At 63.5% G+C, this 13,151-nt stretch carries 10 protein-coding genes; 6 read left to right on the top strand and 4 right to left on the bottom strand.

The window, feature by feature from the left end; translation table 11 throughout:
- Window positions 1-5 precede the first annotated feature (5 nt).
- Window positions 6-1,424: an allantoinase PuuE gene (gene puuE, locus AC0L24_RS16260; RefSeq protein WP_292680246.1), complete on the bottom strand. Its 1,419-nt coding sequence runs from the start codon at window positions 1,422-1,424 to the stop codon at window positions 6-8.
- 202 nt (window positions 1,425-1,626) lie between these two features.
- On the opposite strand from puuE, the gene uraH reads away from it, so the two are divergent.
- From uraH to xdhC, 4 genes are all read left to right on the top strand, one after another.
- Window positions 1,627-2,001, top strand: a complete 375-nt coding sequence (gene uraH, locus AC0L24_RS16265; protein WP_127808222.1) for a hydroxyisourate hydrolase — start codon at window positions 1,627-1,629, stop codon at window positions 1,999-2,001.
- A gap of 3 nt (window positions 2,002-2,004) precedes the next feature.
- Entirely contained in the window at window positions 2,005-3,486 is a 1,482-nt protein-coding gene (gene xdhA, locus AC0L24_RS16270; RefSeq protein WP_127808221.1) for a xanthine dehydrogenase small subunit, read from the top strand.
- Between the two features lie 208 nt (window positions 3,487-3,694).
- Entirely contained in the window at window positions 3,695-6,055 is a 2,361-nt protein-coding gene (gene xdhB / locus AC0L24_RS16275) for a xanthine dehydrogenase molybdopterin binding subunit (protein WP_127811278.1), read from the top strand.
- Between the two features lie 73 nt (window positions 6,056-6,128).
- Window positions 6,129-7,139, top strand: a complete 1,011-nt coding sequence (gene xdhC, locus AC0L24_RS16280) for a xanthine dehydrogenase accessory protein XdhC (RefSeq protein WP_127811277.1) — start codon at window positions 6,129-6,131, stop codon at window positions 7,137-7,139.
- On the opposite strand, the gene AC0L24_RS16285 is transcribed toward xdhC, so the two are convergent.
- The 3 genes from AC0L24_RS16285 to AC0L24_RS16295 form a co-directional block, all read right to left on the bottom strand.
- A complete protein-coding gene (locus tag AC0L24_RS16285; RefSeq protein WP_127808220.1) occupies window positions 7,136-8,416 on the bottom strand; it encodes an LLM class flavin-dependent oxidoreductase in 1,281 nt (426 codons plus the stop codon). The two genes, xdhC and AC0L24_RS16285, sit on opposite strands and share 4 nt — an antisense overlap.
- Window positions 8,413-9,426: an LLM class flavin-dependent oxidoreductase gene (locus AC0L24_RS16290; protein WP_127808219.1), complete on the bottom strand. Its 1,014-nt coding sequence runs from the start codon at window positions 9,424-9,426 to the stop codon at window positions 8,413-8,415. The genes AC0L24_RS16285 and AC0L24_RS16290 overlap by 4 nt, the downstream gene beginning before the upstream one ends.
- A 103-nt stretch (window positions 9,427-9,529) precedes the next feature.
- Window positions 9,530-10,450, bottom strand: a complete 921-nt coding sequence (locus AC0L24_RS16295; RefSeq protein ID WP_027039874.1) for a LysR family transcriptional regulator — start codon at window positions 10,448-10,450, stop codon at window positions 9,530-9,532.
- Between the two features lie 162 nt (window positions 10,451-10,612).
- Here AC0L24_RS16295 and AC0L24_RS16300 point away from each other — a divergent pair, with 162 nt between their 5' ends.
- Both AC0L24_RS16300 and guaD read left to right on the top strand, forming a co-directional pair.
- On the top strand, window positions 10,613-11,830 hold the full coding sequence (locus AC0L24_RS16300; RefSeq protein WP_127808218.1) for a urate hydroxylase PuuD: 1,218 nt from the start codon (window positions 10,613-10,615) through the stop codon (window positions 11,828-11,830).
- Between the two features lies 1 nt (window position 11,831).
- Complete coding sequence (gene guaD / locus AC0L24_RS16305) at window positions 11,832-13,142, top strand: guanine deaminase (RefSeq protein WP_127808217.1); 1,311 nt, start codon at window positions 11,832-11,834, stop codon at window positions 13,140-13,142.
- Window positions 13,143-13,151: the final 9 nt, after the last annotated feature.

Consider the following 13,151-nt stretch of genomic DNA (forward strand, 5'->3'; position numbering starts at 1 on the left):
CAAACCTATTGCGGAAGCATGTCCTTGAGGCGGAGCAGTGCGATGCGCTCGACCTGTTTGCAGGCGGTCTCGAATTCAACGCCGCGATTGTTGCCGATGCGCGCCTCGAACTCCGCCAGGATTTCTTGCCTCGTCTTGCCCTTCACCGCGATGATGAAGGGGAAGCCGAAGGTGGTGACGTAGGCGGCGTTGAGCTTGGAAAACAGTTCGCGCTCCTTGTCGGTCAGCGCGTCGAGGCCGGCCGAGGCCTGTTCCCTGGTCGATTCCGCCGTCAGCCGTTTGGCCTTGGCCAGCTTGCCGGCAAGGTCGGGATGGGCGTTGAGCACCGAAAGCCGCTCGGTTTCGCTGGCGGACCGGAAGATGCGGCAAAGCGCATTGTGCAGACCGCCTGAGGTGTCATGCGCCGGGCCCAGTTCCAGTTCATAGGCGCGTTCGGCGATCCAGGGCGAATGCTCGAACACGCCGCCGAAAGTGTGGACGAAGGTCTCGAATTCCATCTTCGATGGGCGGAGCGCCGGCGGTTGATAAGGATTGACCTCTTGCCAGTGCCTGGCGATGTCGATGCGCCTCGCCAGCCAGACCTTGTCGTGCGACTTCACATAGTCGACGAAGCGCTTCAGCGCCGCCACCCGGCCCGGCCGCCCGACGAGGCGGCAATGCAGGCCAATGTTCATCATGCGCGGCCGGCCGGCCTGGCCCTCGGCATAGAGCGTATCGAAGCTGTCCTTCAAATAGGCAAAGAACTGGTCGCCCGAATTGAAACCTTGCGGCGTGGCGAACCGCATGTCGTTGGCGTCGAGTGTATAGGGAATGATGAGCTGCGCGCCGCCCTCATGCTCGAACCAGTAGGGCAGCTCGTCGTCATAGGTGTCCGACACATAGTCGAAACCACCTTCTTCCGCCACAATCCGCACTGTGTTGATCGATGTGCGACCCGTATACCAGCCGGTCGGGCGCACGCCGGTCACTTCGTAGTGCAGCTTGATCGCCGCCTTGAGGTCGCGGCGCTCATCTTCGGCGCTGTGGTCGCGGTAGTCGATCCATCTCAGCCCGTGCGAGGCGATCTCCCAGCCGGCTTCCTGCATGGCCGCCACCTGATCCGGCGAACGGGCGAGTGCGGTGGCGACGCCGTAGCAGGTGATCGGCACTTGCGACTCGGTGAACAGCCGCAGCAGCCGCCAGAAGCCGGCGCGGGCACCGTATTCGTAGATGGATTCCATGTTCCAGTGACGCTGGCCCATCCAGGGTGCCGCGCCGACGATTTCCGACAGGAAGGCTTCAGACGCCTTGTCGCCATGCAGCACGCAGTTCTCGCCGCCTTCCTCGTAGTTGACGACGAACTGCACGGCGACATGTGCCCCGCCAGGCCATTTCGGGTCCGGCGGATTGGCTCCATAGCCGCGCATGTCTCTGCAGTAACGCATCGTCCCTCCCGCCGGGCACGGCCCGAAGTATGATCAGGATATCGAAAGGGTGCTTCTCGCATTCCCCCGAAAATTTTTGAAAGTGTTTTTGTCGCACTCCGCTCGACCGGGACTTATGCATCGCCTTTAATTGGCGCACAATTCACTGTTGATACTTGATCGTACCGGGTCAATTCGCTCGTACCGGAAATGGAGGCGGCCAATGGCAGAAACGTCGAATGCCGATGGCGGGCGTCTGACGACCCATGTCCTCGACACGGCGACCGGCAAACCGGCGGCGGGACTGTCGATCGCGCTTTATCACCTCGACGGCAAGGCACGGACACATTTGAAGACCGTTGTCACCAATGCCGACGGCCGTTGCGACAAGCCGCTGCTCGTCGGCGCGGAGTTCCGCACCGGCGAATACGAACTGGTCTTCGCCGCCGGCGACTATTTGCGCCAGCAGGGGTTGAGCCTGCCGAAACCGGCCTTTCTCGATGTGATACCGATCCGCTTCGGCATGGCCGAGCCCGTGCACTATCATGTGCCACTGCTGGTCTCACCTTACGGCTACTCGACATACAGGGGGAGCTGAGGCATGGCCAAAATCAGCATCCGCAAAGAAATCCGCTTCATCCTCAACGGCAGGGACGTCGCGCTTTCGTCGGTGGCGTCAGACGCGACCCTGCTCGACTGGCTGCGGCTAGAGCGGTCGCTGCGCGGCACCAAGGAAGGCTGCGCCGAGGGTGATTGCGGCGCCTGCACCGTGTTGGTCGGCAAGCTCTCGGCCGGCGGGCTGGTCTATGAAAGCGTCAATGCCTGCATCCGTTTCCTCGGCTCGTTGGACGCCACCCATGTCGTGACCGTCGAGCATCTGCGCGGCGTATCAGGCCAACTGCATCCGGTGCAGCAGGCGATGGTCGATTTCCACGGCTCGCAATGCGGCTTCTGCACGCCGGGCTTCGTCATGTCGCTCTATGGCCTGTGGATGAAGTCATCGAATCCGTCGAACGCGGATATCGAAAAGGCCTTGCAAGGCAATCTCTGCCGCTGCACCGGCTACGAGGCGATCATCCGCGCGGCGCATGCCATTTCCAGCTACGGTAAGGCGGCGGAGGATCCGCTGGCCGCGGAGCGCAAGGCGATCACCGAGAGGCTCGAGGCCCTGCATGACGGCGCCCGGGTCGAGATCGGTTCGGCCAAGGCGCGGCTGGTCGTGCCGGCCGATGTCGATGATTTCGCCGCCGTGCTGGACAAGGAACCCGGCGCCACCATCGTCGCCGGCTCGACCGATGTCGGCCTCTGGGTCACCAAGCACATGCGCGATATTTCGCCGGCCATTTTCATCGGCAATCTCGACGGACTTTCCACCATCTCGGAAGAAAACGGCATCATTTCGATCGGCGCGGGCGTCACCTACACTGATGCCTTCGCGACATTGGCGAAGCGTATCCCGGCGCTGGGGCCGTTGTTCGATCGTATCGGCGGCGAACAGGTGCGCAACATGGGCACCATCGGCGGCAACATCGCCAACGGCTCGCCGATCGGCGACACGCCGCCGCCCTTGATAGCGCTCGGCGCGCAACTGACGCTGCGCCGTGGCAAGAAGCAGCGCACGATCGCGCTGGAGGATTTCTTCATCGCCTATGGCAAGCAGGACCGGCAGCCGGGCGAATTCGTCGAGGCGGTGCACGTTCCTGTTCCCGCCAAGGGCACAAAATTCGCGGTCCACAAAATCACCAAGCGCCGCGACGAAGACATTACCGCAGCCCTCGGCGCCTTCTTCTTGACGCTGGCCAGCGATGGCACGGTCGCGGAGGTGCGCATTGCCTATGGCGGCATGGCGGCGACGCCGAAGCGGGCGTCTTCTGTCGAAAAAGCGCTGCTCGGCAAGCCGTGGACCGAACAGACGGTTGAAGCGGCGATGGGCGAATATGCAAGGGATTTCACCCCTCTGACCGACATGCGAGCCTCGGCCGAATACCGGGCGCTAGCGGCAAAGAACCTGTTGCTGCGCTTCTTCGCCGAGACCACGGATACCCGGGCACCATTCCAAGTGTCACGCAACGAGGCGGCATGATGAGCACCAATGCCAGTGAACAAACAGCCGAACGGTCGCGAGTAGCGTCCTTCTCCCCGTTCACGGGGAGAAGATGCCGGCAGGCAGATGAGGGGCGGCGCCGTCGTCGATCTTTGTCTGCAAGGCTGTCGACGTCGGCGCTGCCCCTCATCCGACCCTTCGGGCCACCTTCTCCCCGTGAACGGGGAGAAGGGAAAGGGCGCGCATGATGAACAAGCACGCTGCCCCTAACCTCAAGGCTGAAAAGATCGCCGGCGGCGTCGCCACCGATCAGCGCCACGATTCCGCGCACAAGCATGTCAGCGGCACCGCCGTCTACATCGACGACATGCCGGAACCGGCCGGCACGCTGCATGGCTGCCTCGGGCTTTCCACCGCCACGCATGCCACCATCGCCAGCATGGATCTCTCGGCGGTGCGTACAGCGCCCGGCGTTGTCGGCGTGCTGACGGCCAGTGACGTGCCGGGCGAGAACGATATTTCGCCGACTGGCCGTCACGACGAGCCGGTGCTGGCCGACGGCAAGGTGCAATTCTACGGCCAACCAATCTTCTGCGTCATTGCGCAGACCCGCGAGCAGGCGCGCCGCGCCACCAGGTTGGCCAAGGTCGAATACAAGGAATTGCCCTTCGTCACCGACATTGGTGCGCTCGATCCTAGGAAGGACAAGCTCGTCACGCCGCCACTGACGCTGAAGCGCGGCGATGCCGCTACAGCGATCCGTCAGGCGCCGCGCCGGTTGAAGGGAAAAATGCGCATCGGCGGCCAGGAACACTTCTACCTCGAAGGCCATATCGCCATGGCCATTCCGGGCGAGGATCAGGACGTCACCATCTATTCCTCGACCCAGCATCCGAGCGAAGTCCAGCATATGGTCAGCCACGCGCTCGGCGTGCCGAGCAACGCCATCACGGTGGAAATCCGCCGCATGGGCGGCGGCTTCGGCGGCAAGGAGACGCAGGGCAACCAGTTTGCCGCATTGGCCGCGATCGCCGCGAAGAAACACCATCGCGCCGTGAAAATCCGGCCCGACCGCGACGACGACATGATCGCCACCGGCAAGCGTCATGATTTCCTCGTCGACTACGAGGTCGGCTTCGATGACGAGGGCAATATCCTCGGCGTCGATTTCATGTTCGCGGCGCGCTGCGGTTTTTCGTCGGACCTTTCCGGCCCGGTGACCGATCGCGCGCTGTTCCACTGCGACAACAGCTATTTCTGGCCAGCGGTGCATGCCCAGTCGGCGCCGCTCTACACCAACACCGTGTCGAACACCGCGTTTCGGGGTTTCGGTGGCCCGCAAGGCATGGTTGGCGCCGAGCGCGTCATCGACGAGGTGGCCTTTGCCGTCGGCAAGGATCCACTCGAAATCCGCAAAAAGAATTTCTACGGCACCAGTGGTGATAGCGAGGGGGGCCGCAACATCACGCCCTACCACCAGACGGTCGAGGACAACATCATCCAGCGCATCGTCGCCGAGTTGGAGGAAAGCGCCAGCTATGCGCGGCGGCGGCGTGAGATATCGGCCTTCAACGCCAACAGCCGTTTCATCAAGCGCGGCCTGGCGCTGACACCGGTCAAGTTCGGCATCTCGTTCACCGCCACCCACTACAACCAGGCCGGCGCGCTGGTGCATGTCTACACCGACGGTTCGGTGCATCTGAACCATGGCGGCACCGAAATGGGGCAGGGCCTCTATATCAAGGTGGCGCAGGTGGTGGCGGAAGAGTTCCAGATCGACCTCGACCAGGTCAAGATCACCGCGACCACGACCGGCAAGGTGCCGAACACCTCGGCCACGGCAGCGTCGTCTGGCTCGGACCTCAACGGCATGGCGGCGCAGAACGGCGCTCGCCAGATCAAGGATCGGTTGACCGATTTCGCCGCCGAAAAATACCAGGTGCCGCGCGATCAGGTGCTGTTCCTGCCCAACCGGGTGCGCATCGGCAACCAGGAAATCGCCTTCGCCGACCTCGTCAAGCAGGCCTATATGGCCCGTGTCCAGCTGTCGGCGGCGGGTTTCTACAAGACGCCGAAAATCCACTGGAACCGCGACAAGGGCGAGGGCCGCCCCTTCTATTATTTCGCCTATGGCGCGTCGTGTTCGGAAGTCTCGGTCGACACGCTGACCGGAGAATACATGGTGGAGCGCACCGATATTCTCCACGACTGCGGCCGCTCGCTGAACCGAGCCATCGACATCGGCCAGATCGAGGGTGGCTTCATCCAGGGCATGGGCTGGCTGACGACGGAAGAACTGTGGTGGGACGCCAAGGGCCGGCTGCGCACGCATGCGCCGTCGACCTACAAGATCCCGCTCGCCTCCGATCGGCCGAAGATCTTCAACGTCACCTTGGCCGACTGGCCGGAAGCGGGCGAGCCGACCATCCACCGCTCCAAGGCGGTCGGCGAGCCGCCGTTCCCGCTCGGCATGTCGGTGCTGCATGCGCTGTCGGATGCGGTGGCCAGTGTCGCCGACAACAAGATTTGCCCGCGCCTCGATGCCCCCGCCACACCGGAGCGCGTGCTGATGGCGATCGAGAGGCTGAAGAAAGAGGCCGTCGCCTGAGTCTGGCGCAAGGTCGGCAATGCGTGCAATCCGGGCCGAAAAAACCTATATTTCCCGCACGGGAATGCGAATGATGAATTCGAAAGTGCAAAGCCTGAGAGACTTCCTTGCCAGCGCCGACTGGATTGCCCTGGTCGAAGTGGCTGGCACAAAAGGTTCGACGCCACGCGAGAAGGGCGCATTTATGCTCGTCTCGCGGGCGGCGATCTTTGGCACGATCGGCGGCGGTCAGCTCGAATACATGGCGATCGACAAGGCCAGGCAGATGCTCTTCTCCCCCCTTGAGGGGGAGATGTCGGCGAAGCCGACAGAGGGGGTCCTATCAGAAGGCACCGCCAGGGCGTTGAGCCCGGTCGATCCGACCCCACCCGGCAGCTTCGCCGCCACCCTCCCCTCGAGGGGGAGGGGAACCCGCATCGAGGTTGACAAAGTCTGCGCTACCTTGGACGTCCCGCTAGGCCCGGAAATCGGCCAATGCTGCGGCGGGCGCGTCGAAGTGCTGATCCGGCTCGTCGATGCCGCGCTTGCCGCCGAACTGGTTGCGGTTGCGGAAGCCGAAGAGGCACACCTGCCATATGTCTACGTCTTCGGCGGCGGCCATGTCGGCCAGGCGTTGGCGTCGACGATAGCACTTCTCCCCGTGCATTGCGTCGTCATCGAGACGCGGGCCGAGGCACTGGAAGGCATGCCGGAAACCGTCGAGCCGCGGTTGACGCCGATCCCCGAGTCCGAGGTGCGAAACGCTCCCGCCGGCACCGCCTTCGCCATCCTGACCCACGATCATGCGCTGGATTTCCTGATCGTCGCCGAGGCGCTGAAGCGCGGCGACACCGCCTATGTCGGCATGATCGGCTCGAAGACCAAGAAAGCGACGTTCAGGAACTGGTTCCTGAAATCAGCGGCAGGCAGCGAGGCCGAGTTTGCCCGCCTCGTCTCGCCGATCGGCGGCGATACGGTCAAGGACAAGCGCCCGCAGGTCATCGCGGCGCTGGCGGCAGCCGAGATCATGACGGCGCTGGTCAGTCACAACGCAACCTCAAGTGCCGACCATCAAATTCCGCATGGCAGGGTGATGGCAGGCTAGGCTGCGCCGCAGTTAACCGGCTGTTTCAAACCCAGTTGGTCGCGCAATGTGCGGCCCTCGTACTCCTTGCGGAACAGGCCGCGTCGCTGCAATTCCGGCACGACGAGCATCGCAAAGGCATCGAGTTGGCCGGGGAAATAAGAGGGCATGACGTTGAAGCCGTCGACGGCACCGCCTTCGAACCGCGCCTGCAACTCATCGGCCACCTGGGCCGCCGTGCCGACGATGCGCCAATGGCCACGCGCGCCGGCGAAATGCCGGGCAAGCTCGCGGATAGAGAGGCCGTCGCGGCGCGATTGCTCGATGACCAGCGCCTGCCGGCTTTTCATCCCCTCGCTCTCCGGCAGGTCCGGCAGCGGCCCGTCGATCGGATAGCGCCACAGATCGGAGATGCTGAGATAGCTGGACAGCAGCGCCACACCGACGTCGTCGGGGATCAGCGCCTGTAATTCGTCATATTTTTCACGGGCCTCCGCTTCGGTCTCCGCCACCACTGGCGCGACGCCCGGCATGATCTTGATGTCGTCAGGCTCGCGCCCGTAGGCCGCCAGACGTCCCTTGAGGTCGTCGTAAAAGGCCTTCGCTTCCTCGAAGGTCTGCGCCGCGGTGAACACCACATCGGCGGTGCCGGCGGCAAGGTCGCGGCCGACATCCGAGGCGCCGGCCTGGACCATCACCGGCGCGCCCTGCGGCGAACGCGGCAGATCGAGCGGGTCGCGAACCGAAAAGCTCTGGCCGTCATGTCCGGATCCAGAAGCGCCATCGAGCTTGCCGTTCCAGAGCCCGGTTACCACCTCGGCGAATTCGCGCGCGCGCTCATAGCGATCGGCATGGGGCTTGAGGCCGGTCGAGCCGAAATTGGCGGCCTCGACGGGGCTGGCCGAGGTGACCAGGTTCCAGCCGGCCCTGCCGCCGCTCAGATGGTCGAGCGACAGGAAGGCTCGCGCCAGGCCATAGGGCTCGTTGTAGCTTGTCGAGGCTGTCGAGACGAGGCCGATGCGGCTGGTCTGGACGGCGAGCGCCGAAAGCAGGCTGATCGGCTCGAAGCCGATCGAGCGCGAGGTCTGGCTGGCGATGCCGACATTGGCCTCGCGCAGGCCGGCGGCGTCCTCGCAGAAGATCATGTCGAACTTCGCCGCCTCCGCCGTGCGCGCCAGCTGGATGTAATGATCGATGTCTATGCCGGCGGTGACGTGTGCCTTGGGATGGCGCCAGGCCGCGATGTGGTGGCCTGTCGCCCACAGGAAGGCGCCGAGCTTCATCTGGCGAGCGGTCATCGGTCACCTCCGCCGGCAAGCCCGAGATGCGAGCGCAACGTCGTGCCGCGATAGTTCTCTCGAAACAGGCCACGCTGCCTCAGTTCCGGCAAAACCAGATCGACGAAATCGTCGAGCGCTGAAAGCTGTGCCGGCATCAGGATGTTGAACCCGTCGCAGCCTCTCGCCCGGAATTCCTTTTCCAGCCTGTCGGCGCGGGCAGCCGGCTTACTATCGGCGGTAGGCGCGACGTTCGTCAGCACTTTCACAGCGTCCGGATCGCGTCCGCACGCCGTGACACGGCGCCGGATATCGTCGTAGCGTTCTGTCGTGCCGTCCAACGGTCCGCCATCCAGCAGGATGACATCGGCGGTGCGGGCGGCAATATCCAGGTCGGCTTCGCTCAGGTCCGACAAGACGAGCACTGGCGTATCCTGCGGCGAACGGGCGACGTTCAGCGGTCCGCGCACGGAAAAGAACCCGCCCTTGTGGTCGAGCAGATGCATCTTTTCGGGGTCGTGGAAGCGGCCGCCGCTCTGGTCGAACAGCATCGCGTCCGCGTCCCAGCCCCGCCACAGACCTTGCACGATGCCGATATATTCCTCACTGCGACGGCGGAAATCGTCAGGCGAAAATCCTTCGGCCCGGCTGAAATTGGCTGCTTCCCGTGGCGCTTGCGTCATGGTTGCGTTCCAGCCACTGCGGCCATGGCTGATAATGTCGAGCGAGGCGAAACGGCGCGCCAGATTGTATGGCTGGTGGGCGACGGTCGATGCCGCGGCGACCAGTCCGATCCTGCTTGTGACAGTCGCCAATGCGGCCAGCAAAGTGGTCGCTTCGAAGGGCATCGGGCTGTTCGCGGCACCGCCGCCGGACGCCGGTGCGGAATCGGCAAGCAGCACCATGTCCAGGCCCGCTGCTTCGGCCTTTTGCACGAAACCAGTCAGGCGGCTGAATCCCGGTTCCGGCGATGGATCGGCGATCCCCGGAAACAGCGAAACGGCAAGATGCATTGTGGCGCCGCTGTCCATCGATGGTGCCTGCGAGACGAAATACCACCCGAACTATGTTCGCCACTTCAGGGGATGGCAACCGCTGGCGCTGGGCCAACCGCCGGGCACGTGGAGGCCAGCATTATTTCCCAGCTAGCAGATCGTTGATCAGTCGCTGGCAGCGCTCGGCCATGAAGTCGAGCAGCAGCCGCACTTTTGGATCCTGCAGCTTCTTGTGCGGATAGACGGCGGCGAACTGCACCGGTGTCGGCGGCGTGCTGCTCAGGATCACCTTCAGCCGCCGGTCGCGGATGAACGGCTCGACCTCAAAGCGCGGCTTGTTGATGATGCCGCGGCCTGAAAGCGCCCAGCCGGTCAGCACGTCGCCATCGTCGGTGTCGTAGGGTCCGTGTACCTCGAACTTCTGCGGGCCCGTGGGGGTCTGCAGCGTCCACACATATTCGCGCGCGCCGGAATAACGCAGCATCAGGCAGTCGTGCTTCTTGCCGATCAGTTCCTGCGGCTCGATCGGTTCGCCGCGCGCCTCGAGATATTTCGGCGCCGCCACCAGCACGCGCTCGCATTCCATGATGCCGCGCATCCTGAGGCTGGAATCCTCGATGATACCGAGCCGGAAGGCGACGTCGATGCCTTCCTTCATGATGTCGACATTGTGGTCCGAAAGCCTCAGCCTCACCTCGATGTCTGGGTATTTGTCGTGAAAATCGGGAATGCCCGAGGCCACCAACCGACGGCCGAGGCCCAAGGGGGCGGTGACGCGGATGGTGCCGCGCGGCTGACCGGAAAGCGCCGAGACCGCGGCTTCCGCTTCGGTGATCGCCTCCAGCACCTGCTTTGCGCCCCCGTAAAAAACCGTGCCATGCTCGGTCGGCATCAATTGCCGCGTCGTGCGGTTGAACAGACGCACGCCCAGGTGCTTCTCCAACTCCTTGATGCGGTTGGAGGCGACCGCCGGCGAAATCCGCATGTCGCGCCCGGCCGCCGACAGATTGCCGAGTTCGACCACGCGAACGAAGACGGCAATGTTGTCGAGATAGGCCATGCGGTTTCGTGGCTTTCCTGAGGCCGCTTTCGGGCGGCTCCCATCCTGCTGCGTGTGACTACCCTAGTATTTTCCATTTTTTTTTGAAAGTCATCGTGCACCTCGCCTCTTTCCGTTTGCGCTCCAAGCCGTAAAGTCGCCCAATCGGCAGGGACGATTTCAATGATGGATTTCGCGATTTTCTGGGACTGGCTGAGTTTTGCCGTGCGCTGGCTCCACGTCGTCACCGGCATCGCCTGGATCGGCTCGTCCTTCTACTTCGTCGCGCTCGACCTCGGCCTGCGCCAGCGTCCCGGCATGCCCGTCGGCGCCTTCGGCGAGGAATGGCAGGTGCATGGCGGCGGCTTCTACCACATCCAGAAGTATCTGGTGGCACCAGCCGAAATGCCGGAACACCTGACCTGGTTCAAGTGGGAATCCTACGCCACCTGGCTGTCCGGCTTCGCCATGCTGTGCGTCGTCTACTACGCCGGAGCCGATCTGTTCCTGATCGATCCCAACGTGCTGCCGATGTCGGTGCCTACAGGCATCCTGCTGTCGCTGGCGACGATCGGCGTCGGCTGGGTGGTCTATGATCTGCTGTGCCGCTCGCCGCTGGGAAAAAGCGATACCGGCCTGATGCTGGTGCTCTACTGCGTGCTGGTGTTCATCGCCTGGGGGCTGACGCACCTGTTCACCGGCCGCGCCGCCTTCCTGCATCTGGGCGCCATCACCGCCACGATCATGTCGGCCAATGTCTTCATGGTTATCATCCCAAACCAGAAGATCGTTGTCGCCGACCTCATCGCCGGCCGCAAGCCCGATCCGAAATATGGCAAGATCGCCAAGCAGCGTTCGCTTCACAACAATTATCTGACGCTGCCGGTGCTGTTCCTGATGCTGTCGAACCACTATCCGCTGGCGTTCGGCACTGAGTTCAACTGGGTCATCGCCTCGCTGGTGTTCATCATCGGCGTGCTGATCCGGCACTATTTCAACTCGATCCATGCCCGCAAGGGCAATCCGACCTGGACCTGGATGGCGGCACTCGTCCTGTTCATTGTCATCATCTGGCTGTCGACCGCGCCGAAGGTGCTGACCGGCGAACCCAGGGAATCGGCATCGGCGCAAATCTATGTCGCTTCGGCGCATTTCCCGGCCGTGCGCGACACCGTGCTCGGCCGCTGCTCGATGTGCCATGCGGCGGAGCCGGTCTACGAAGGCATCTATCATGCGCCGCAGGGCGTGATGCTCGACACCGACGCGGATATCGCCAACCACGCCCGCGAGATCTATCTGCAGGCCGGCCGCAGCCACGCCATGCCGCCCGCAAACGTCTCGCAGATCACCGACAAGGAACGGGCGCTGCTGGTGGCCTGGTTCGAAGGCGCGGGGAAATAGCATGACCTCGACACTCCTGCGCGGCCGCACGCTGTCCTTCGCGCGCTGGCCGCAGACCATCGACGATCATTCCGCCTGGCGCTACGAGGAGGATGGTGGCCTGCTGATCCGCGACGGCAGGATCGTCGCCGCTGGCACCTATGCCGATGTTGAAAAGCAAGCCGGCGAGGTAGCGAAAAAAATCGACCACCGGCCGCATCTGCTGCTGCCCGGCTTCATTGACGCGCATGCGCATTTTCCGCAGATGCAGATCATCGCCTCCTATGGCGCTGAGCTGCTCGACTGGCTGAACACCTACACCTTTCCGGAAGAGACGAAGTTCGCCAACGCGCAACATGGCCGCCGTATCGCGCGGCTGTTCCTCGACGAGATGGTGCGCCACGGTACAACGACGGTCGCCGCCTACTGCTCGGTGCACAAGGCTTCGGCGGAGGCCTTCTTTGCCGAATCGCATGACCGCAATATGCTCAACATCGCCGGCAAGGTGATGATGGATCGCAATGCGCCCGACGGCGTGCTCGACACGCCGCAATCGGGTTACGACGACACGAAGGCGCTGATCAAGGAGTGGCATGGCAAGGGACGGCAGCTTTATGCCATCACGCCGCGCTTCGCCATCACCTCGTCGCCGGAGCAGATGGAGATGGCGGCCGCGCTGTGCCGCGAACATCCCGATTTGCACATGCAGACGCATCTGTCGGAGAACCACGCTGAGATTGCCTTCACGCAGGAACTCTACCCGTGGTCGCGCGACTATACCGACGTTTACGAGCACTACGGGCTGTTGGGCAAAAAGAGCCTGTTCGGGCACTGCATCCATCTCTCGGAGCGCGAAGCGGATGCGCTTTCCGACAGTGGCTCGGTGGCGGTGTTCTGCCCGACTTCCAACCTTTTCCTCGGCTCCGGCCTGTTCGATTATCAGCGCATTCGTCGCCGCGACAAGCCGCTCCGCATCGCCGCCGCCACCGATGTCGGCGGTGGCACCAACTACTCCATGCTGCGCACCATGGACGAGGGCTACAAGGTGATCGCGCTGAATGGCGAGAAGCTCAACCCGTTCCAGTCCTTCTGGCAGATGACGCGCGGCAATGCCGAGGCGCTGTCGGTGGCCGACAAGATCGGCACGCTGGACGAGGGCACCGATGCCGACATCGTCGTGCTGGACGCCAGGGCAACGCCGGCGATGCGGCTCAGGATGGAAACGGTCGAGACGCTGGCGCAGGAACTGTTTCTCCTGCAGACGCTTGGCGACGACCGCACCGTGCGCGAGGCCTATGTCGCGGGGCGCGCAGCGAAGAGCGATCTGCTATAGTGCAGCGGC

It is taken from the genome of Mesorhizobium sp. WSM4809 (assembly GCF_055811655.1).

What these genes read in the sequence shown, in the direction of transcription:
- puuE (WP_292680246.1), bottom strand. Translation starts at nt 1,424, where the DNA reads ATGCGTTACTGCAGAGACATGCGCGGCTATGGAGCCAATCCGCCGGAC.
- uraH (WP_127808222.1), top strand. Translation starts at nt 1,627, where the DNA reads ATGGCAGAAACGTCGAATGCCGATGGCGGGCGTCTGACGACCCATGTC.
- xdhA (WP_127808221.1), top strand. Translation starts at nt 2,005, where the DNA reads ATGGCCAAAATCAGCATCCGCAAAGAAATCCGCTTCATCCTCAACGGC.
- xdhB (WP_127811278.1), top strand. Translation starts at nt 3,695, where the DNA reads ATGAACAAGCACGCTGCCCCTAACCTCAAGGCTGAAAAGATCGCCGGC.
- xdhC (WP_127811277.1), top strand. Translation starts at nt 6,129, where the DNA reads ATGAATTCGAAAGTGCAAAGCCTGAGAGACTTCCTTGCCAGCGCCGAC.
- AC0L24_RS16285 (WP_127808220.1), bottom strand. Translation starts at nt 8,416, where the DNA reads ATGACCGCTCGCCAGATGAAGCTCGGCGCCTTCCTGTGGGCGACAGGC.
- AC0L24_RS16290 (WP_127808219.1), bottom strand. Translation starts at nt 9,426, where the DNA reads ATGGACAGCGGCGCCACAATGCATCTTGCCGTTTCGCTGTTTCCGGGG.
- AC0L24_RS16295 (WP_027039874.1), bottom strand. Translation starts at nt 10,450, where the DNA reads ATGGCCTATCTCGACAACATTGCCGTCTTCGTTCGCGTGGTCGAACTC.
- AC0L24_RS16300 (WP_127808218.1), top strand. Translation starts at nt 10,613, where the DNA reads ATGATGGATTTCGCGATTTTCTGGGACTGGCTGAGTTTTGCCGTGCGC.
- guaD (WP_127808217.1), top strand. Translation starts at nt 11,832, where the DNA reads ATGACCTCGACACTCCTGCGCGGCCGCACGCTGTCCTTCGCGCGCTGG.